Consider the following 20790-nt stretch of genomic DNA (forward strand, 5'->3'; position numbering starts at 1 on the left):
AAGTCCACCCACAAGCCGGTAGCCCGCTGGACGTTCCCGTGCCCGCCAGGAGAGCCCATGAGCGCAGGACACTCCCCGCACCTGCCGCCGCTCGCCTCGGGGCCCGGCGGCACCGACGCCCTGCGCCCCCTGCTCACCACCGTGCTGGACGCGCTCGCGGCCGGCGCCGTCCGGCGCGGCGGACCGCTGCCCGCCGGCGGACCCGACGCCGTCGCAGCGCGCGTCGCCGACGCCCTCGGGGACGTCCTGCCGGACACCGGCGACCCGGACGCCCTGCGCACCCTCGTCCAGGCCCTCGCCGAGGGCGCCGCGGACCCCGCCGACCCGCTGTGCGCCGCCCATCTGCACTGCCCGCCGCTCGCCGTGGCCACCGCCGCCGACCTCGCGGCAAGCGCCCTCAACCCCTCCCTGGACTCCTGGGACCAGGCCCCGGCCGCCTCCGCCCTGGAAGCCGTCGTCGCCCGCGCCCTGGCCGGCGCGGCCGGCCTCGCCGACGCCCTCGTCACGACCGGCGGCACCGAGGCCAACCAGCTCGCCCTGCTGCTCGCCCGCGAGGCCCACGGCGGCAGTGTCCGGCTGGTCTGCGGGGCGGGCGCCCACCACTCCCTGCCGCGCGCCGCCTGGCTGCTCGGCCTGCCCGACCCGGTCGTCATCCCGGCACCCGACGGCACTCTCGATCCGGCCGCCCTCGACGGAGCCCTCAGCACGCTCTCCGGCCCACTGCTGGTGGCGGCCACCGCGGGCACCACCGACGCCGGCCTCATCGACCCGCTCCCCGACATCGCCGCCCTGTGCGCCGCCCACGGCGTCCGACTGCACATCGACGCGGCCTACGGCGGAGGCCTCCTCTTCAGCGACCGGCACCGCGACAAGCTCGCCGGGCTCGACGCCGCCCACACGGTCACCCTCGACCTGCACAAGCTCGGCTGGCAGCCGGTCGCGGCCGGACTCCTCGCCGTCGCCCACCCCCACGAACTGGCCCCCCTCCAGCAGCGCGCCGACTACCTCAACGCCGACGACGACACCGACGCCGGCTTCCCCGACCTCCTCGGCCGCTCCCTGCGCACCACGCGCCGCCCCGACATCCTGAAGATCGCCGTCACCCTGGGAACACTGGGCCGCGACGGCCTCGGCGCCCTGGTCGACCAGGTCTGCGCGCTGGCCCGCGAGTTCGCCGCCCTCGTCCGTGAGCACCCCGGTTTCGCGCTGTACGACCGGCCCGACATCAGCACCGTCCTGTTCCGTCCGGCCGAGGCCGACGACACCGCTGTGGCCACCGCGCGCCGCAGACTGCTGTACGAGGGCCGGGCCGTCCTCGGCCGTGCCCGCCTCGACGGCCGTCTCTGGCTCAAGGCCACCTTCCTCAACCCCCACACCCGGCGCGACGACCTGGCCCGCCTGCTCACACTCGTCGAACTCGCCGCACTCGCCGAAGGAAGCACCCCCGGATGACCCACCCCCCACGCCGCGACCCCGCATCCCCGCGCGACCTGGTCGGCATCGGTATCGGCCCCTGCAACCTCTCCCTGGCCGCGCTCGCCCAGCCGCTCGCCGAACTCGACGCGGTGTTCTACGAACAGCGTCCCGGCTTCGACTGGCACCCCGGGCTGCTCATCGACGGCGCCACCGTCCAAGTGCCCTTCCTCGCCGACCTGGTGACCCTCGCCGACCCCACCAGCCCCTGGAGCTTCCTGAACTACCTCAGGAGCCGCGACCGGCTCTTCCCGTTCTACTTCGCCGAGCGCTTCCACATCCAGCGCGCCGAGTACGACGCCTACTGCCGCTGGGTCGCGCAGCAGCTACCCGGGCTGCACTTCCGCCACCAGGTCGACGCCGTCCGCTGGAACCCCGAGCGGGACGTGTTCGAGGTCGACCACAGCGAGCTCGACGCCGACGGCGAGGCCGAGGCCCTCGGCCGTACGCACACCCGCAACATCGTGCTCGGCATCGGCACCGCCCCCTACGTGCCCGACCCCCTCAGGCCCCTGGTGGACGCGCCCGGTGTACCCGTCCTCCACGCCGCCGACTACCTCGACCACCGCGACACCGTGCTGGCCGCCGGGCACGTCACCGTCGTCGGCTCCGGACAGTCCGGCGCCGAGGTCTTCCTCGACCTGCTGCGCCACCGCCCGGCCGGCCGGGAAGGGCTGCACTGGATCGGCCGTACGGAGGCGTTCGCGCCGATGGAGTACTCCAAGCTGGGCCTGGAGCACTTCACGCCCGACTACACCCGCTACTTCCACGCCCTTGCCGAGCCCGTCCGGGACCGGCTCGTCGCCGCCCAGTGGCAGTTGTACAAGGGCGTCGACGCGGGCACCCTGGCCGCCATCCACGACGAGCTGTACCGCCGCTCCCTGGACGGCGGCTGGCCCGACGCGGTCCTCACCCCCGGCGTCCGCGTCCGCACCGCCGGCCGGGTCGCCACCACCCAGGTGGAACTCCACCTGGAACACCTCCAGCAGGGCAGCCGGTCCCGGCTCACCACCGACGCCGTCGTCCTCGCCACCGGTTACCGCGAGCGTCCCCTCGACCGCATCCTGGCCGGACTCGACCCCTACATCCGCCGGGACAGCGGCGGACGGCCGCGGATCGACGAGGAGTTCCGGCTCGTCCTTGACCCCTCGGTCACCGGCTCGGTCCACGTCCAGAACGCCGAGCTGCACACGCACGGCGTCGGCGCCCCCGACCTCGGCCTGGCCGCCTGGCGCAGTGCCACCATCCTCAACTCGCTCACGGGCAAGGAGGCGTATCCGCTCGCCGCCCGCACGGCCTTCACCAGTTTCGGACTCCGGGAACCCGCGGGCCGGGTCCCGCAGAGCAGACCCGCCGGGCGGCTGATCCCGCTGGTCGAGGGCAGGTGACCCGCCGCGCGGGGCCGCACCCGCCCGGCGCCGGTGCCCGCGCGGGCACCGACGCCGTTCACGTCGTTCAGAACACCGGCGTGCCGTTGCGGACCAGCTTCCAGTCCACCGACGCGAAGTCCTTCGGGTCCAGGACGCCCTTCGCGGTGACCCACTCGGCGATCCGGGTGCGGATCTCCGTGGACTCCGACCACAGTTCCTTGGCGGTGGCGACGTACGGGAAGGCGCCGCCGCCGTTGGCGCGGTAGTTGTTCACCGCGAGCACGAACTGCTGGGCGTCGTCCAGCGCGGCCCCCTGGAACGTCAGGTTCCTGATCCGCGACCCGGCCGGCTGGGCGATGTCGATGTCGTACGACAGACCGGAGACGTAGTCGTAGTTGTAGTCCGGGCGGCCACCGGCGTTGGTCAGCTTCTCGACGTCGACCGTGGCGTCGGCGGCCGTCTGGACGTAGTACTCGGCGGAGTACTCCAGGTAGGCGCGCACCTGGGCCCCCGTCAGCAGCTTGGCCACCAGTGTGTTGTCGTACACGTACAGGCTCGACAGGCCCCGGATGGTGACGTCGCCGGCCGGGATCTCGGAGGTCCGGGAGAACGGCGAGGCCTGGGCGATCACCGGCAGCGAGGCGTAAGGGGTGCCCGCGAGCGCCGCCTTGACCACGTCCTCCTGGACCTTGGTGATCAGGTCGATGATGGGGGCGTCCCTGTAGCGGGCCTCGACCGTGGTCAGGGTCCCGGTCGCCCGGCCCACGACCTGGTTGACGTATGCGACGACCTTCTTGTGCTCGTCCGTGAGCAGCTTGGTGATCTTCGGGTCGTCGGCGACGGAGCTGGAGTCACGCAGCGAGGCGGAGACCGACTCGACCTCCCAGCGGCCCTTGCCGAACACCAGCTCGATGTCGAAGAGGGTGAGCCGCTCGGCGTAGCACAGCGGCTCGGAGAGGACGACGGTCCTGCCGGTCTTCTCGTTGACGACCTTCAGCTCCGGGATCTCCAGGTGGGCGTGGCCGACCAGGATCGCGTCGATGCCGGGCACCTGCCGGGCCACGTCGGCCGCCGCGTTCTCCACGTAGGGCACCTGGTCGCCGTACGACGACGTGCCCGACGTACCCGAGTGCGCCGAGACGACGACCACGTCCGCGCCCATCGACCTCAGCTTCGGCACCCATTTGGCGGCCTGCTCCACCAGGCCCGGGAACGCCAGCTTGCCCTGCACGTACGCCTTGTCCCAGATCGCGATGCCCGGGTTGGTCAGGCCGAGGACGGCAACCTTGACCGGCTTGGCGCCCCGCACGTGGAACGTCTTCATGAAGTACGGCGGGAACGCGGGCCGCAGCGTCTTCGCGTCCACGGCGTTGGCGCCGAGCAGCGGGAAGTCCAGTTGGTCCTCGAACTTGCGCAGCGTCTCGATGCCGTAGTTGAACTCGTGGTTGCCGAGGGCCGCCGCGTCGTACCCGATCGCGTTCATGGCCTGCGCCATCGGGTGCACCGGGCCGCCCTTGGCGGTGATCGGCTCCACCTTGGCGTAGTAGTAGGTCAGCGGGGTGCCCTGGATGGTGTCACCGGCGTCCAGCAGCAGGGTGTTGCAGTGGCCCCTCTCCGCGCGCACCTGCTCCACCAGGGTGGAGATCCGGGCGAGCCCCATGGCGTTGCCGGCCTTGTCGGCGTACTCCGCGTCCTTGAAGTAGTCCCAGTTGAAGACGTGGCCGTGCAGGTCGGTGGTGCCCATGACGGTCAGGGAGTACCGCTTGGCGGGATGCTGGGGCTTCTTGCCGTCCGCCGCCCGGGCCGCCGGAGCCGCCGCCGCGCCGGCGACCGCCACTCCCGCTCCGGTGGCGGCGGACTTCTTCAGGAACTTCCGGCGGTTCAGCGGCATTCTCGGTCTCCTTGGCGCATGGTCGACGACGCGCGTAGATTCTGACCTGAGCATGACCTGTGTCAACAGGTCCGGCAGGTTGCGATCTGATGACCATCGCTCATCGGAGCACCCCGGCACTCAATTCAACAGTTGTCAATATCCCTTTGCCGAAAGTCTGTTGAGTAGTCACGCGGGGCCAATTCTCTACCCGCGGGTAAGGCCTAGGCTCGACGTATGCGCCGAGCAAAGATCGTTTGTACTCTGGGGCCCGCCACCGACTCGTACGACCAGATCAAGGCACTGGTCGAGGCCGGAATGGACGTCGCCCGGTTCAACCTCAGCCACGGCACCCACGCCGAGCACGAGGAGCGTTACCAGCGGGTGCGGAAGGCGGCCGACGAGACCGGCCGCAGCGTCGGAATCCTCGCCGACCTTCAGGGCCCGAAGATCCGGCTCGGCCGCTTCGCCGAAGGACCGGTACTGCTTGAACGCGGCGACACCTTCACCGTCACCGTGGAGGACGGCGTCGAGGGCGACCGCCACCGGTGCGGCACCACCTACGCCGGCCTCGCCGCCGACGTCACCCCCGGTGAGCGCATCCTCGTCGACGACGGCAAGGTCTGCCTGGAGGTCACCGCCGTCGACGGCCCCTGCGTGCACACGCGGGTGGTCGAGGGCGGCGTCGTCTCCGACCACAAGGGGCTGAACCTCCCCGGCGTCGCCGTCTCCGTCCCCGCCCTGTCCCGGAAGGACGAGGACGATCTGCGCTGGGCGCTGCGCACCGGCTTCGACCTGGTCGCCCTCTCCTTCGTCCGCAGCGGCCGGGACGCCGAGGACGTCCACCGGATCATGGAGGAGGAGGGCCGCCGCCTGCCCCTGATCGCCAAGATCGAGAAGCCGCAGGCCGTGGAGAACCTCGACGGCATCGTGGCCGCCTTCGACGCGCTGATGGTCGCGCGCGGCGACCTGGGCGTGGAGATGCCGCTGGAGGAGGTGCCGATCGTGCAGAAACGCGCGGTCAAGCTGGCCAGGCGTAACGCCAAGCCGGTGATCGTCGCCACCCAGATGCTCGACTCGATGATCGAGAATTCGCGGCCGACCCGCGCCGAGGCCTCCGACGTGGCCAACGCGGTGCTGGACGGCACGGACGCGGTCATGCTCTCCGGCGAGACCAGCGTCGGCAAGTACCCGGTCGAGACCGTGCGCACCATGGCGCGGATCGTCGAGGCGGCCGAGGAGGACATGCTGGCCAAGGGCCTGCCGCCGCTGACCGAGCAGAACAAGCCGCGCACCCAGGGTGGCGCGGTCGCCCGGGCCGCCGCCGAGATGGGTGATTTCCTCGGCGCGAGGTTCCTGGTGGCGTTCACCCAGTCGGGGGACACCGCCCGCCGGCTCTCCCGCTACCGCTCGCCGATCCCGCTGCTCGCCTTCACCCCCGAGCCGGCCACCCGTTCCCAGCTCAGCCTCACCTGGGGCGCCGAGACCTTTCTCGGCCCGCACGTCGAGTCCACGGACGCCATGGTCGAACAGGTGGACGAGCTGTTGCTGAAGTACGGCCGCTGCCGGAAGGGCGACGTCGTGGTGATCACCGCGGGTTCCCCGCCCGGTGTCTCCGGCTCGACCAATCTGGTCCGGGTCCATCACATCGGCGAGGACGACAGCCCGAAGTAGGGACGCGCGACAAGGGGCCCCTCACCCGAGGGGCCCTCTTTCATGCTGACCTTGGAAACCGAATGCTGACCTTGGAAACCAAGGAAAAGTGCCCCGGGTCGGACTCGAACCGACACTGTACGGGTTTTGAATCCGTTGCCTGCTGCCAATTGGGCTACCGGGGCTCGCAGGATCGAAGGTTCCCCCCGACCCTCCGCGCGTCCACCATACCGTAGCTAGGTAGGCTCTTGTCAGCAGCGCCCCTGCCCCGAACGAGGAGCCCCCGTGACCGCCGAGTCGCCCCAGCCCGTAGACGTGCCCGACGACGACAAGTCGCACGTACCTCCGCTGACGACCCGCGTCGTCATCGCCGAGGACGAGGCCCTGATCCGGCTCGACCTGAAAGAGATGCTCGAGGAAGAGGGGTACACCGTCGTCGGCGAGGCCGGGGACGGTGAGCAGGCCGTCGAGCTGGCTCGCGAGCACAAGCCGGACCTGGTCATCCTCGATGTGAAGATGCCCAAACTGGACGGCATCTCCGCGGCCGAAAAGATCGCCGAGGAGTCGATCGCGCCGGTCCTGATGCTCACCGCGTTCTCGCAGCGCGACCTCGTCGAGCGCGCCCGCGACGCGGGTGCCATGGCGTACCTGGTGAAGCCGTTCAGCAAGAGCGACGTCGTCCCGGCGATCGAGATGGCCGTCTCCCGGTTCACCGAGCTGAAGCAGCTCGAGCAGGAGGTCGCCGACCTTTCCCAGCGGCTGGAGACCCGCAAGCTGGTCGACCGCGCGAAGTCCGTCCTGCAGACGGAGTACGGCCTGACCGAGCCGGCCGCCTTCCGCTGGATCCAGAAGACCTCCATGGACCGCCGCATGTCGATGCAGCAGGTCGCCGAAGCGGTCATCGCGGACAGCGAGGAGAAGAAGTCCGCCAAGAACGACTGACGCCCGCCGCCCGACATCCGCCCAGGACCGACGAGTGCCCCGCGCCCGGAAGGGACGCGGGGCACTGTGCGACCGGCCGGAGGACTCAGTCCTCGCCGAGATAGGCCTTGCGCACCGACTCGTCGTGCAGCAGGTCCTGGCCCGTGCCGGACAGGGCTATGCTGCCGACCTCCATGACATGACCCTGGTCGGCGAGCGACAGCGCCGCCTGGGCGTTCTGCTCGACCAGCAGGATCGTCGTGCCCTGGGCCTTCAGCTCGGCGATCGTCGCCATGATCTTCTGCATCATGATCGGCGACAGGCCCATCGACGGCTCGTCCAGCATCAGCAGCTTCGGCTGGGACATCAGCGCCCTGCCCATCGCCAGCATCTGCTGCTCACCGCCCGACAGGGTGCCCGCGGCCTGCTTGCGGCGCTCCCCGAGGATGGGGAACAGGTCGTAGGCGCGCTGGATGTCCTTCTCGATGCCCGGCTTGTCGTTGCGCAGGAACGCGCCGAGGCGCAGATTGTCCTCGATGCTCATGCGCGGGAAGATGTGCCGCCCCTCGGGGGAGTGGGCGAGGCCCAGTGAGACCACCTCGTGGGCCGGGACCTTCTTCAGCGACCTGCCGTTGAACCTGATCTGTCCGCCGACCGGCTTCAGCAGCCCGGACAGCGTGCGCAGGGTGGTGGTCTTACCGGCGCCGTTGGTACCGATGAGGGTGACCACCTGACCGGCCTCGACCTTGAAGGAGATGCCCTTGACGGCCTCGATCTTGCCGTAGGCGACCCTCAGGTCCTCGACTTCCAGCAGTGCGGTCATCGGTCGTCCTCCTTGCCGGGCGCGGCGTCCGTCGTGGTCCCGGCGTGCGCCTCGGCGGCCTCCACCTCGGCCACCTCCTCGGCGCCGGGCGCGTCCTCGAAGGGCTCGCCGAGATAGGCCGCGATCACGCGCTCGTCGCCCTGGACGGTCGCGCTGTCACCCTCGATCAGCTTCTCGCCCTGCACGAGGACGGCCACGCGGTCGCACAGGTTGAAGATGAACCGCATGTCGTGCTCGATGACGAGGACGGCGATGCCCATGTCCCGGATGGCGAAGACCAGTTCTTCGGTGACCCGGGTCTCCTGCGGGTTCATGCCGGCCGTCGGCTCGTCGAGGAGCAGCAGGCCGGGCTCGCTGGCCAGGGCGCGGGCGATCTCCAGCTTGCGCTGCTCGCCGTAGGGCAGGTTGCGGGCGAGGTGCTCGGCCTTGTGGTCCAGGCCCACGAACCGCAGCAGTTCCAGGGCCCGTTCCCGGGAGGCCTTCTCGGCGCGGTGGAAGCCGGGGCCGCGCAGCACGGCCGACCAGAAGCCCTCCTTGGTGCGGGTGTGCCGGCCGACGAGCACGTTCTCCAGGACCGTCATGTTGGCGAACAGCCGGATGTTCTGGAACGTCCGCGCGATGCCGGCCGCGGTGACCTTGAAGGACTTGGGCGGCAGGACGGCGCCCTTGTAACGGACCTCGCCCTCGGTGGGGACGTACAGACCGGTCAGGCAGTTGAAGAAGGTCGTCTTGCCGGCGCCGTTGGGGCCGATCAGGCCGACGATCTCGCCGGCGTTGACGGTGAGGTCGACGCCGCGCACGGCGGTCAGTCCGCCGAAGCGCATGGTCACGCCGCGGGCGTCGAGGACGGTCTCGCCGGGCCGGGTGGCGCCGGAGGCGGTGTCCTTGGTGGTGGTGTCGGTGGTCATGGTGTCAGGCCCCCGCCTTCGTCAGGAGGGTGGGTGCTTCCGCCTCTTCGTGGAACTCGAGCTGGCGGCGGCGGTTGGGGATGAGGCCCTCGGGACGGAACCGCATGAGCAGGACCAGCGCGAGGCCGAAGGCGAAGAGCTGGTAGTTCCCGAGGAACTGGAGCTTGTTCGGGATCAGGAAGAGCAGGGCCGCGCCGATCAGCGGACCGCTGATGGTGCCCATGCCGCCGAGGACGACCGCGGCGAGCAGGAACGCGGAGTTGGGCGGGATGGGACCGGCGAACAGGTACTGCTCGGGCGTCACCGTGTAGGTGACGTGGGCCTGGACGGTGCCCGCGAGACCGGCGAGCGAGGCGCCGACGGCGAAGGCGATCAGCTTGACCCGGAAGCCGTTGATGCCCATGGCGAGCGCGGCGGTCTCGTCCTCGCGGATGGCCACCCAGGCGCGTCCGATGCGGGAGTCGCCGCTGCGCCGGAAGACCAGCACCACGACCGCGGTGATGATCAGCATCAGGAAGAAGTAGTTGGCGAACCGGCCGATGGTGAAGCCGCCCATGTCGTGCTGGGTGCCGAAGTCGAAGCCGAGGACGTCGAGGTTCGGGATCGACGAGATGCCGTTCGAGCCGTTGGTGAGGTCGGGCCCGGAGGTGCCGTCGAGGTTGTTCGCGGTGATCCGGAAGATCTCACCGAAGCCGAGGGTGACGATGGCGAGGTAGTCGCCACGCAGCCGCAGCGTCGGGGCGCCGATCAGCACGCCGAAGACGAGTGAGGCGGCGGCGCCGACGAGGACGGCCGCCCAGAACGGGAAGTGCACGTGGAAGGGCGAGCTGGGGGAGCCGGAGACCAGGGCGGCCGCGTAGGCGCCGACGCCGAGGAAGGCGACGTAGCCGAGGTCGAGGAGGCCGGCGAGGCCGACGACGATGTTCAGGCCGAGGGCGACGGTGGCGAAGATCAGGATGTAGACGCCGAGGGTCGCGTACTGGTCGTTCGTCTGGGTGAAGGGGAACAGCGCCGCCGCGACGAACGCGCCGCAGGTGGTGATGTTCTGGTGCCGGGAGGTGATCTGCGAGGCCTGCGAGATCAGCCCCGCCTTGTTGAGCGCGGCGAAGCCCAGGCCCGCGGTGATCAGGAAGCCGACGAACAGTTCGTCGTACTCGGTGCCGATGCCGTAGGTGAAGACGGTCAGACCGAGCCCGAGGACCGCGACGATGATCAGAATCTCGACGTACGACGGCAGCGGGCCCACGGGCCGCGCGGGACCGGCGGTGAAGACCGCCTTGACCGTCTCCCACTGGTGGGCGAGACCGTGCTTGAACTTCTCCCAGCCGCTGTCGTCGGGGTCGGCCGGTTCCGGCTCGGGCCGCTGGAACGGCAGGGCCAGGGAGCCGGCGAAGGCGGCGAGGCTGGCGACGGCGACGAGGAAGCCGCCGGGCTCCAGGTTGACGAGACCGCCGAGTTCGGTGCCGATCGCGAGGACCGTGTACCAGCTGGTGGCGAAGGCGGCCAGGGTGGCGAACCGCAGGGCCGCGCCGGGCCCGGCGGGCGTCAGCCGGGCCAGGCCCCGGACGCCGTAGGCCGCCAGGGCGAACAGGGTGGCGAGGAGCGCGCCGATGAGGACGAGGACCTGGAGGCCGCCCGGGTAGCCGTAGACGGTGAGGTCGCCGGGGAAGTCCTGGGTCCACGTCCAGGCGAGGAAGGTGGAGACGGCCGTCAGCACGCTGCCGCCGAGGGCGAGGGCGCGGCCGGCCTTCTCCGGCAGGGGCAGCAGACCGGACGGGGCGGGGGTCCCGGCGGCGCCGGGGGTGTCGGGTGCGGTGGTCTGTGTGGTCATCGGTCTCACGCCCTGTCCGCGACGCGCTCGCCGAGCAGGCCCTGTGGCCTGAACAGCAGTACGAGGATGAGGAGTACGAAGGCCCAGACGTCGGCCCAGGACTGGCTGCCGAACTTGTCCATGCCCGGGATGTCGGCGATGTAGGCGGTGGCCAGGGTCTCGGCCACGCCGAGGACCACGCCGCCGATCATGGCTCCGTAGATGTTGCCGATGCCGCCGAGGACGGCCGCGGTGAACGCCTTCAGGCCGAGGATGAAGCCCATCCGGAAGTTGATCTCGCCGTACTTCAGGCCGTAGGCGACGGCTCCGACCGCGGCGAACGCGGCGCCCAGGGCGAACGCGATCACGATGATGCGGTCGGTGTTGACGCCCATCAGCTTGGCGGTGTCCGGGTCCTGCGCGGTGGCCTGCATGCCGCGGCCGGTGCGCGTCTTCATCACGAAGTAGGCGAGGACGGCCATGCTGAGGGGGGCCGCGACGACCAGGAAGATGTCACCGGTCTGGATGGTGACGCTGCCGATCTCGAAGGGGCCGCCCTCGATCTGCGGGAAGGTGCGCGCGGACTTCGCCTCCGGGTACCAGGCCCACACCGCCTGCTGGAGCGCGAGGGAGAGGCCGATGGCGGTGATGAGCGGGGCGAGCCGTGGGGCGTTGCGGAGGGGACGGTAGGCGAATCGTTCCGCCCCGACCGCGATGGCGACGGCGACGATGACGGCACCGATGATCATGAGTGGCAGCGCGATCCACATGGTGGTGCCGCCGGGAAGCCAGAGCCACACGGTGAGAGCGCCGAACGCTCCCGTCATGAAGATCTCGCCGTGGGCGAAGTTGATGAGCTGGACAATGCCGTAGACCATTGTGTAGCCGATGGCGACCAGCCCGTACATGGATCCTAGTAGCAGGCCGTTGACCAGCTGCTGCGGCAGTTCGTGCACCGCATGTCCTCCGAGCGTTCGGAAAGTTCGACGGATGTGGCCGGATGCGAGTCCGCGCGGGGCGCCAGTGGAACAGCGCCCCGCGCGGCTCTTCAGGTGGTGCGGGCGGGGGTCAGCCCGTGTAGGTACCGGACTTGACCGGCGTCCAGGCACCGTTCTTCACGGCGTAGACGGTGAGCTGCTTGTTGGTGGCGTCTCCGAACTCGTCGAAGGAGACCTTGCCGGTCACGCCGTCGAAGGACACGTCCTGCATGGCCGCGGTGACCTTCGCGCGGGCGTCGGAGGGAAGCTTGCCGCCATTGGCGTCGACGACCTTCTTCACGGCCTCGATGACGGCCCAGGCGGAGTCGTAGGCGTAACCGCCGTACGCCGAGTACTCCTCCTTGTAGCCGGCGGACTTGTAGTCGTTGACGAACTGCTTGGCCGAGGGCAGGTCCTCGACCGGCGCGCCGACGGAGGTGGCGAGGTCGCCCGTGCTCTCGGCGCCCGCCAGCTTCATGAAGGTGTCGTCCTTGATGCCGTCGCCGCCGACGAGCGGGATCTTGGCACCGGCAGCCTTGATCTGCTTGCTCAGCGGGCCGGCCTGCGGGTACTCACCGCCGTAGTAGACGACCTGGGCCCCGGAGTTCTTCACCTTGGTGGCGACCGCGGAGAAGTCCTTGGCGTCGGGGTTGATGTGCTCGGTGCCGACCACCTTGCCGCCGAGCTTCTTGAACTCGTCGGTGAAGGTGGCGGCCAGGCCCGCGCCGTAGGTCTTCTTGTCGTCGATGACGAAGACCTTCTTCTTCTTGGCGGTGTTGAAGACGTACTGGGCGGCGAACGGGCCCTGGATGGCGTCCGTGGTCGCGGTGCGGAAGTACGCCTTGTACGGGCGGACCTTCTTGGTCTGCCAGTCCGTGCCCTGGCTCAGGGCGGGGCCGGTGTTGGCCGGGGAGACCTGGACCAGTTTGGCGTCGTCGAAGACCTTCTGCATCGACTCCGCGACCGAGGAGTTCAGCGGTCCGACGACACCGAGAACGTTCTGCTCCGACACGAACTTGGAGGCGTTCTGCTGGCCGGCCGACGGCTGCGCCTGGTCGTCGAGGGCCTCGACCTTGAAGGTGACGCCCTTGACGAGGTTCTGCTTGTTGGCGTTCTTGGCGGCGAGGTCCGCCGAGTTCTTGATACCCAGGCCCATGGCGGACAGGTCGCCGGTCAGCGGGGCGTCGACGCCGATGACGACGGTGCTGCCGCCGTCACCCTTGCCGGAGTCCGAGCCCTTGTCGCCGCTGTCGCGCGAGCCGCAGGCGGTGAGGGTGAGCGCTCCCGCCGCCAGCGCGGCGGTGATGGCGATAAGCGAACCTTGACGCACGATCAGTCCTTTCCCCAGGCACAACCGTCTCCCCATGGAAACGGCCGAGTCGCGCGCCGCGCTGAAGTGAGATTCCGATGGCGCGGTGACTGGCCGTGACTCTAGGCGTGTGTGGGGAACGTGGAGGAGTGTCTGGCCAAGGCTGTGACGCTCTTGTTATGACACGGCGTAATGCAGAGCGGTACGACGTGGGGGGAACAGACGAATTAAGGTGGATTCGCGCTGTCCGCATTCTGAGAACCCGCAGGACGTGCCATGATCCATCCAGGCGTCTCGGTCGTTTTGCTGATTACCGAACTCTGTTGCCGCAGGCTACTTCCACAGCGTGGGAGAGGTGCCGTGCGTAACGGTCGCCGAGGATGAAGCTCTGTACCTGTATTACGCGTGTATTACGCAGAGTTACGTCCAGGAATGGAAGTCCCGCGTCCCAGGGGACTTCTCCGCATTTCGTCACGCGCATGGTCACGGTGATCTCGCGCGCCGAACCCGCGCCGGTCGGCCACGGAGCGGGTGGTTCCGTCGTCAGGGACAGCCCCGCGTACGGCTGGGTCACGCGCGTCACGGTGACCGGCGGCCCCGAGGCCACGCTCAGCAGGACCGCGAAGCTGAAACTGTGCGGCGGGGCGTCCGCCGGAGGGGGCCGGTCCGCCAGGTAGGTCATGTCCACCACCTGGGCGGGGTAAGGCACTTCGGGACGCGGCCGTGCCGGGCGCGGTGGTGGCTGCTGCGGCCGGGTGACGTAGAGGACGCCGCCGGCCCCGAGGAGGGCGGTCGCGGTGGCCAGCGCCAGGGTGGTGCGCCGGTGGCGCGCGTACCGGGCGGCCACGGCCGCGCGCGTCCGGCCGGCCGGACGCGGGCCCCGCGGCTGCCGGGTGTCCCGCGCGCGCGTGCCCTCACCTGGCTCCGGCGGGCCGACGCCGCTCATGTCCAGGGGCCTTCGCTCGGGGGCCCGTGGCGATAGCGCTCGGTGCACGCCCGACGCGTCTGACGGTCAATCAACTCATCGGCGGCTTCCGCTCCTTGGCGCCGCAGGGTGATGCGGGCCGCGTCCACGACGTCCCTCAGGATCTGGTACTGACCGTGGGACAGGCCCATCGACTGGTAGTCGCCGTAGGTGTCGTCACCGAGCGCCCTGCGCGACCAGTACGCGACGATCCTGGCGCACAGGTCGGTGTCGGAGGCCGCGGAGGGTGACGTGGACGCGGGTGCGGGAGCGGGTACGGGCGTGGTGCCGCCGGGGCTGACGGCTGCGCCGGGGGGTGGGTGCGCGGAGCCGTCGGGGCGGCCCGGGGGTGGGTGCGCCAAGCCGTCGGGTCCGCCACAGCCCGTCGCGGAGAGCGACAGCGGCACCGCCAGCAGCCCGTACACCAGGAACCCCACCCCCCGCCGGGGGCCTCCTCGCCGTCCCATGTGCCGAAGCTAAGGGGAGGGACGGCGGGGGGCAACGCTCCGGGGGGCCGGGATCGGCTCCCGGCGGACAGTGCGGCGCGGGGGTGACGCCGGGCGGGCGGTGCGGTGCCGGAACGACGCTCCGACGGACGGTGCGGCGGGCCGGGCTCAGCTCTGGGCGGGCCGCGCGGGCGTCCCCTCGCTCTGCCCGACGTCCCGCAGCAGACAGGTCAGCCGGGCGGTGCAGACCCGCCGGTCCTCCTCGTCGCTGATCACGATCTCGTACGTCGCCGTCGACCGGCCGCGGTGCACCGGCGTGGCCACACCCGTCACCAGGCCCGAGCGGACCCCCCGGTGGTGCGTGCAGTTCAGGTCCACACCGACCGCGACCTTCGAGCTGCCGCCGTGCAGCATCGAGCCGACCGAGCCCAGGGTCTCCGCCAGCACCGCCGAGGCCCCGCCGTGCAGCAGGCCGTAGGGCTGGGTGTTGCCCTCCACCGGCATCGTCCCGACGACCCGGTCCGCCGAGGCCTCCAGGATCTGCACACCCATGCGCGTGCCGAGATGACCGGCCGAGAACAGGGCCGGCAGGTCGACCCCGAGCGCCGCGTACTCGTCGAGGACCTCCTGCGGGAACTTCACTCGCTGCTGTTCACCCATCGGCCGGCTCCGTTCGTCGTCCACCTGACTTCTGCTGAGCAAACGCTCAGTCGGTCGCCGATTGTTCCAGACGGCTCCCCGCGTCCCCGGTGTGGCCTTCGAGGCGTACGACGACGGACTTGCTGGCCGGGGTGTTGCTGGTGTCGGCGGTGGCGTCCAGCGGCACCAGCACGTTCGTCTCGGGGTAGTACGCCGCCGCGCACCCGCGTGCCGTCGGATAGAGCACCACCCGGAAACCGGGCGCCCGCCGCTCCACCCCGTCCCGCCACTCGCTCACCAGGTCGACGTACGCCCCCTCGGCGACCCCGAGCGCCCGCGCGTCCTCGGGATGCACGAGCACCACCCGGCGCCCGCCCGTGATGCCGCGGTACCGGTCGTCCAGCCCGTAGATCGTGGTGTTGTACTGGTCGTGCGAGCGCAGCGTCTGCAACAGCAGCCGGCCCTCGGGCAGCGCGGGGTACTCCACCGGCGCCGCCGTGAAGTTCGCCCGGCCCGTGGCGGTCGGGAAGCGCCGCTCGTCGCGCGGGGCGTGCGGCAGCGCGAAGCCGCCGGGCCGGGCCACGCGCGCGTTGAAGTCCTCGAAGCCGGGGATCACGCGCGCGATGCGGTCCCGGATCACCGCGTAGTCCTTCTCGAACTCCTCCCACGGCACGACGCTGCGCGCGCCGAGCACCCGGCGCGCCAGGCCGCAGACGATGGCCGGCTCGGACCGCAGATGCGGACTCGCGGGCTTCAGCCGCCCGCGCGAGGCGTGCACCATGCCCATCGAGTCCTCGACCGTCACGAACTGCTCACCGCTCTGACGCACATCACGCTCGGTGCGGCCCAGGGTGGGCAGGATCAGCGCCCGCGCGCCGGTGACCACGTGCGAGCGGTTCAGCTTCGTGGAGACGTGCACGGTCAGCCGCGCCCGCCGCATCGCGGCCTCGGTGACCTCGGTGTCGGGCGAGGCGGAGACGAAGTTGCCGCCCATGGCGAAGAAGACCTTCGCCTCCCCGTCGCGCAGCGCGCGGATGGCCCGTACGACGTCGAGACCGTGCTCGCGCGGCGGCGCGAACCCGAACTCCTTCTCCAGGGCGTCCAGGAAGGCCGGGGCGGGCCGCTCGAAGATGCCCATGGTGCGGTCGCCCTGGACGTTGCTGTGCCCGCGCACCGGGCACACACCCGCGCCCGGGCGGCCGATGTTGCCGCGCAGCAGCAGGAAGTTGACCACTTCGCGGATGGTCGGGACGGAGTGCTTGTGCTGGGTGAGGCCCATGGCCCAGCACACGATGGTCCGCCGCGAGGCGAGGACCATGCACAGCGCCTGCTCGATCTCCGCGCGCGTCAGGCCGGTCGCCGCCAGCGTCTCGTCCCAGTCGGCGGCACGCGCGGCCTCGGCGAACCCCTCGAACCCGTGGGTGTGTTCGCGCACGAACTCCTCGTCGACCGCGCCGTCCGTCTCCAGGACCAGCTTGTTGAGGAGCCGGAAGAGCGCCTGGTCGCCGCCGATGCGGATCTGGAGGAACAGGTCGGTGAGCGCGGCGCCCTTGAGGAGGCCCTGCGGGGTCTGCGGGTTCCTGAACCGCTCCAGACCCGCCTCGGGCAGCGGATTGACGCTGATGACCCGCGCGCCGTTCGCCTTGGCCTTCTCCAGCGCGGACAGCATGCGCGGATGGTTCGTGCCCGGGTTCTGGCCCGCGACGATGATCAGGTCGGCCTGGTGCAGATCCTCCAGCAGGACGCTGCCCTTGCCGATGCCGATGGTCTCGTTGAGTGCGGAACCCGACGACTCGTGGCACATGTTCGAGCAGTCCGGCAGATTGTTCGTGCCCAGCTCGCGCGCGAAGAGCTGGTACAGGAACGCGGCCTCGTTGCTGGTGCGGCCCGACGTGTAGAAGACGGCCTCGTCCGGAGAGCCGAGGGCGGCGATCTCCTCGGCGATGATGTCGAAGGCCCGGTCCCAGCCGACCGGCTCGTAGTGCGTGCCGCCTTCGGGGAGATACACGGGGTGCGTGAGCCGGCCCTGCTGGCCCAGCCAGTAGCCGCTGCGGCCGGCGAGGTCCGCGACCGGGTGCGCGGCGAAGAACTCGGGCGTGACCCGGCGCAGGGTGGCCTCCTCGGCCACCGCTTTCGCGCCGTTCTCGCAGAACTCCGCCGCGTGCCGGTGCTCCGGCTCCGGCCAGGCGCAGCCCGGGCAGTCGAAGCCGTCCTTCTGGTTCACCCGCAGCAGCGTCAGCGCGGTGCGCCGCACCCCCATCTGCTGCTGCGCGATCCGCAGCGTGTGTCCGATGGCCGGCAGCCCCGCCGCGGCGTGCTTCGGCTCCCCGACCTGCGGCGCGTCCTGAACCGGATCACCCTTGGGCGGCTTCGTCGCCATCGCACGCTCCCCTTCGACTGCGCGTGACAAGTACGCGGACGATCCTCCCACGGCCCACTGACAACGCCGCCGGGCGGGCCGACGGCAGACGGACCCCGCGCCCTCACCGCCCGCCACCGGCTTCCGGTCACCGTGCCGGCCCCCGGTCACCGTGGCGGCGCCCACCCGGCCGAGGCGCCCGGTCGGGACTGTCAGTGCGGCGTGGCAGGATCGGGGACGTGGCAGAAACAGCATCGAAGCAGACCGACAAGATCCCCGGCGGCACGCGTCCCCGCCTGATGCTCATGGACGGGCACTCGCTGGCCTACCGCGCGTTCTTCGCGCTGCCCGCGGAGAACTTCACGACCGCGACCGGCCAGCCGACGAACGCGATCTACGGCTTCGCGTCGATGCTGGCGAACACCCTGCGTGACGAGGCGCCCACGCACTTCGCCGTGGCCTTCGACGTCTCGCGCAGGACCTGGCGCTCCGAGCGGTTCATCGAGTACAAGGCGAACCGCTCCAAGACCCCGGACGAGTTCAAGGGGCAGGTGGAGCTGATCGGCGAGCTGCTCGACGCGATGCACGCGCAGCGCTTCGCCGTCGAGGGCTTCGAGGCGGACGACATCATCGCCACCCTCGCCACCCAGGCCGAGGCCGAGGGCTTCGACGTGCTCATCGTCACCGGCGACCGCGACTCCTTCCAGTTGGTCACCGAGCACACGACGGTGCTCTACCCCACCAAGGGCGTCTCGGAGCTGACCCGGTTCACCCCGGAGAAGGTTCTCGAGAAGTACGGCTTGACGCCCGCCCAGTACCCCGACTTCGCCGCCCTGCGCGGCGACCCGTCCGACAACCTCCCCGGCATCCCCGGCGTCGGCGAGAAGACGGCCGCCAAGTGGATCAACCAGTTCGGCTCGTTCGCGGAGCTGGTCGAGCGGGCCGACGAGGTCAAGGGCAAGGCCGGCCAGAACCTTCGCGACCATCTGGAGTCGGTCAAGCTCAACCGCGTCCTCACCGAGCTGGAGCGCCAGGTCGAGCTGCCCAGGGCGGTCACCGAGCTGGAGCGTGCCCCGTACGACCGCAAGGCCGTCGCGATGGTCCTGGACACCCTGGAGATCCGCAACCCCTCGCTGCGCGAGCGCCTCTTCGCCGTCGACCCCGGCACGGAGGAGGCCGAGGCCACCCCGGTCGCCGCCGACGGCGTCGAGATCGACGGCAGCGTCCTTCACACCGGCGAGCTGGCCCCCTGGCTCGCCGAGCACGGCACCGGCACCCTGGGCGTCGCCACCGTCGACACCTGGGCGCTGGGCGCCGGCTCGGTCGCCGAGGTCGCCCTCGCCGCGGCCGGGGGAGCGGCGGTCTGGTTCGACCCGTCCGAGCTGGACGAGGCCGACGAGAACGCGTTCGCGGCCTGGCTGGCCGACGCCGGCCGCCCCAAGGTGTTCCACAACGTCAAGGGCGCGATGCGCGTCCTCGCCGAGCACGGCTGGACCGTCGAGGGCGTCCACATGGACACCGCGCTCGCCGCGTACCTGGTCAAGCCGGGCCGCCGCTCCTTCGACCTGGACGCGCTGTCCATGGAGTACCTCCACCGAGAGCTGGCCCCCGCCGCCGCGGCCGACGGCCAGCTTGCCTTCGGCGCGGACGACGGGGCCGAGGCCGAGGCCCTGATGATCAAGGCCCGCGCGGTCCTCGACCTGGGCGAGGCCTTCGAGGGCCGCCTGGCGGAGGTGGGCGCCGCGGACCTGCTCCGCGACATGGAGCTGCCCACGTCCGCGCTGCTCGCCCGCATGGAGCGGCACGGCATCGCGGCGGACCGTGCGCACCTCGAGGCGATGGAGCAGATGTTCGCCGGCGCGGTGCAGCAGGCCGTGAAGGAGGCGCACGCGGCGGCCGGCCACGAGTTCAACCTGGGCTCGCCCAAGCAGCTCCAGGAGGTCCTCTTCGGCGAGCTGGCCCTGCCGAGGACGAAGAAGACCAAGACCGGCTACACCACCGACGCCGACGCCCTGGCCTGGCTCGCCAACCAGACCGACAACGAACTGCCGGTGATCATGCTCCGGCACCGGGAGCAGGCCAAGCTCCGCGTCACCGTCGAGGGCCTGATCAAGACCACCGCGAGCGACGGCCGCATCCACACCACCTTCAACCAGACGGTGGCCGCGACCGGCCGGCTCTCCTCCACGGACCCGAACCTCCAGAACATCCCGGTCCGCACCGACGAGGGCCGGGCGATCCGCCGGGGCTTCGTGGTCGGCGCGGGCTTCGAGTCCCTGATGACCGCTGACTACAGCCAGATCGAGCTGCGGGTGATGGCCCACCTCTCCGAGGACGCGGGCCTCATCGAGGCGTTCACCTCCGGTGAGGACCTGCACACCACGGCCGCCTCCCAGGTGTTCGGCGTCGAGCGGGACGCGGTCGACGCGGAGATGCGGCGCAAGATCAAGGCCATGTCGTACGGCCTGGCCTACGGCCTGTCGGCGTTCGGCCTGTCCCAGCAGCTCAACATCGAGGCGGCCGAGGCCCGGGCCCTGATGGACGCCTACTTCGAGCGCTTCGGCGGGGTCCGGGACTATCTGCGCCGGGCGGTCGACGAGGCCCGGGCGACGGGCTACACGGCCACCCTCTTCGGACGCCGCCGCTACCTCCCCGACCTCAACAGCGACAACCGCCAGCGCCGCGAGGCGGCCGAGCGCATGGCCCTCAACGCGCCCATCCAGGGCACCGCGGCGGACATCGTCAAGTTCGCCATGCTCAAGGTGGACAACGCCCTGCGGGAAGCCGGTCTCACCTCCCGCATGCTCCTCCAGGTCCACGACGAGATCGTGCTGGAGATCGCCCCCGGCGAACGGGCGGCCGCGGAGGAGATCGTCCGCCGCGAGATGGCGAACGCCGTCCACCTGAGAGCGCCGCTGGACGTCTCCGTGGGTGTGGGCCCGGACTGGGAATCGGCAGCCCACTAGCCCACGCCCCCGGCCCGGAGGGGGCGTCACGGCCGCCCGGCCACGACGCCCCCTCCCCGGCCGGGGCCACCCGCCCCCCTCGCAGGCCCCTCCCACCGACCGGCGACGCACCACACCGGCGGGTCGGGGGCGCCCCCCTCACACGCCCCTCCCACCGATCGGCGGTCCACCACGCAGCCGGCTTGCGTCGGCTCCGCCCTCACCGCATGCGATATCGCGCCGCCTGGCCCCACCCGGTGCCAGGAGGTGTTTCTCCGCCGCGACGACGAGGTACCACCGCGGCGCATCCCGGCGGCGCCGAG

15 protein-coding genes and 1 tRNA gene are annotated in these 20790 nt (G+C 70.9%); 5 read left to right on the forward strand and 11 right to left on the reverse strand.

All coding sequences use genetic code 11. The features are described 5' to 3' along the window. Nucleotides 1–57 precede the first annotated feature (57 nt). Together D9753_RS26595 and D9753_RS26600 are read left to right on the forward strand one after the other, a co-directional pair. A complete protein-coding gene (locus tag D9753_RS26595) occupies nt 58–1452 on the forward strand; it encodes a pyridoxal phosphate-dependent decarboxylase family protein (RefSeq protein ID WP_121789290.1) in 1395 nt (464 codons plus the stop codon). Further along, nucleotides 1449–2861, forward strand: coding sequence for a lysine N(6)-hydroxylase/L-ornithine N(5)-oxygenase family protein (locus D9753_RS26600; protein WP_121789291.1), 1413 nt, complete (start codon nt 1449–1451; stop codon nt 2859–2861). Before D9753_RS26595 ends, D9753_RS26600 begins: the two co-directional genes overlap by 4 nt. Before the next feature lie 67 nt (nt 2862–2928). Here D9753_RS26600 and D9753_RS26605 read toward each other — a convergent pair whose 3' ends face one another. Next, nucleotides 2929–4734, reverse strand: coding sequence for a bifunctional metallophosphatase/5'-nucleotidase (locus D9753_RS26605; RefSeq protein ID WP_121789292.1), 1806 nt, complete (start codon nt 4732–4734; stop codon nt 2929–2931). Between the two features lie 216 nt (nt 4735–4950). On the opposite strand from D9753_RS26605, the gene pyk reads away from it, so the two are divergent. Beyond that, a complete protein-coding gene (gene pyk / locus D9753_RS26610; RefSeq protein ID WP_121789293.1) occupies nt 4951–6387 on the forward strand; it encodes a pyruvate kinase in 1437 nt (478 codons plus the stop codon). A gap of 89 nt (nt 6388–6476) precedes the next feature. Here the strand turns inward: pyk and D9753_RS26615 are convergent. Beyond that, nucleotides 6477–6551 (reverse strand) — tRNA-Leu (locus tag D9753_RS26615). A 100-nt stretch (nt 6552–6651) separates the two neighbouring features. Here D9753_RS26615 and D9753_RS26620 point away from each other — a divergent pair. Next, complete coding sequence (locus D9753_RS26620) at nt 6652–7308, forward strand: ANTAR domain-containing response regulator (RefSeq protein WP_121789294.1); 657 nt, start codon at nt 6652–6654, stop codon at nt 7306–7308. An 85-nt stretch (nt 7309–7393) separates the two neighbouring features. Here the strand turns inward: D9753_RS26620 and D9753_RS26625 are convergent, their stop codons facing one another. The 9 genes from D9753_RS26625 to D9753_RS26665 form a co-directional block, all read right to left on the reverse strand. Beyond that, nucleotides 7394–8110 (reverse strand): ABC transporter ATP-binding protein, encoded by a 717-nt coding sequence (locus D9753_RS26625; RefSeq protein ID WP_121789295.1) that lies wholly within the window; start codon nt 8108–8110, stop codon nt 7394–7396. Continuing rightward, a complete protein-coding gene (locus D9753_RS26630; RefSeq protein WP_121789296.1) occupies nt 8107–9018 on the reverse strand; it encodes an ABC transporter ATP-binding protein in 912 nt (303 codons plus the stop codon). Before D9753_RS26630 ends, D9753_RS26625 begins: the two co-directional genes overlap by 4 nt. A 4-nt stretch (nt 9019–9022) precedes the next feature. After that, nucleotides 9023–10849, reverse strand: coding sequence for a branched-chain amino acid ABC transporter permease (locus D9753_RS26635; RefSeq protein WP_121789297.1), 1827 nt, complete (start codon nt 10847–10849; stop codon nt 9023–9025). A 5-nt stretch (nt 10850–10854) separates the two neighbouring features. Continuing rightward, a complete protein-coding gene (locus tag D9753_RS26640) occupies nt 10855–11784 on the reverse strand; it encodes a branched-chain amino acid ABC transporter permease (protein ID WP_121789298.1) in 930 nt (309 codons plus the stop codon). A 112-nt stretch (nt 11785–11896) separates the two neighbouring features. After that, on the reverse strand, nt 11897–13135 hold the full coding sequence (locus tag D9753_RS26645) for a branched-chain amino acid ABC transporter substrate-binding protein (RefSeq protein WP_163010799.1): 1239 nt from the start codon (nt 13133–13135) through the stop codon (nt 11897–11899). A 289-nt stretch (nt 13136–13424) separates the two neighbouring features. After that, complete coding sequence (locus D9753_RS38210; protein WP_121789300.1) at nt 13425–14060, reverse strand: Tat pathway signal sequence domain protein; 636 nt, start codon at nt 14058–14060, stop codon at nt 13425–13427. Continuing rightward, on the reverse strand, nt 14057–14545 hold the full coding sequence (locus D9753_RS26655; protein WP_121789301.1) for a hypothetical protein: 489 nt from the start codon (nt 14543–14545) through the stop codon (nt 14057–14059). Before D9753_RS26655 ends, D9753_RS38210 begins: the two co-directional genes overlap by 4 nt. Nucleotides 14546–14692: 147 nt before the next feature. After that, nucleotides 14693–15184, reverse strand: a complete 492-nt coding sequence (locus D9753_RS26660) for a PaaI family thioesterase (RefSeq protein ID WP_121789302.1) — start codon at nt 15182–15184, stop codon at nt 14693–14695. 46 nt (nt 15185–15230) lie between these two features. Beyond that, nucleotides 15231–17543 (reverse strand): FdhF/YdeP family oxidoreductase, encoded by a 2313-nt coding sequence (locus D9753_RS26665; RefSeq protein ID WP_121789303.1) that lies wholly within the window; start codon nt 17541–17543, stop codon nt 15231–15233. A 218-nt stretch (nt 17544–17761) separates the two neighbouring features. Between D9753_RS26665 and polA the strand changes: the two genes are divergently transcribed. Then, the gene (gene polA / locus D9753_RS26670; RefSeq protein WP_121789304.1) at nt 17762–20488 is read left to right on the forward strand and encodes a DNA polymerase I; all 2727 of its coding nucleotides are present in this window, start codon (nt 17762–17764) and stop codon (nt 20486–20488) included. The last annotated feature ends 302 nt before the right edge of the window (nt 20489–20790 follow it).

This window comes from Streptomyces dangxiongensis, from assembly GCF_003675325.1.
GTDB lineage: Bacteria > Actinomycetota > Actinomycetes > Streptomycetales > Streptomycetaceae > Streptomyces > Streptomyces dangxiongensis.

Coding starts and splice junctions, on each gene's coding strand:
- D9753_RS26600 (WP_121789291.1), top strand. CDS start 1,449: ATGACCCACCCCCCACGCCGCGACCCCGCATCCCCGCGCGACCTGGTC.
- D9753_RS26630 (WP_121789296.1), bottom strand. CDS start 9,018: ATGACCACCGACACCACCACCAAGGACACCGCCTCCGGCGCCACCCGG.
- D9753_RS26635 (WP_121789297.1), bottom strand. CDS start 10,849: ATGACCACACAGACCACCGCACCCGACACCCCCGGCGCCGCCGGGACC.
- D9753_RS38210 (WP_121789300.1), bottom strand. CDS start 14,060: ATGAGCGGCGTCGGCCCGCCGGAGCCAGGTGAGGGCACGCGCGCGCGG.
- D9753_RS26660 (WP_121789302.1), bottom strand. CDS start 15,184: ATGGGTGAACAGCAGCGAGTGAAGTTCCCGCAGGAGGTCCTCGACGAG.
- pyk (WP_121789293.1), top strand. CDS start 4,951: ATGCGCCGAGCAAAGATCGTTTGTACTCTGGGGCCCGCCACCGACTCG.
- D9753_RS26595 (WP_121789290.1), top strand. CDS start 58: ATGAGCGCAGGACACTCCCCGCACCTGCCGCCGCTCGCCTCGGGGCCC.
- D9753_RS26625 (WP_121789295.1), bottom strand. CDS start 8,110: ATGACCGCACTGCTGGAAGTCGAGGACCTGAGGGTCGCCTACGGCAAG.
- D9753_RS26665 (WP_121789303.1), bottom strand. CDS start 17,543: ATGGCGACGAAGCCGCCCAAGGGTGATCCGGTTCAGGACGCGCCGCAG.
- D9753_RS26655 (WP_121789301.1), bottom strand. CDS start 14,545: ATGGGACGGCGAGGAGGCCCCCGGCGGGGGGTGGGGTTCCTGGTGTAC.
- D9753_RS26605 (WP_121789292.1), bottom strand. CDS start 4,734: ATGCCGCTGAACCGCCGGAAGTTCCTGAAGAAGTCCGCCGCCACCGGA.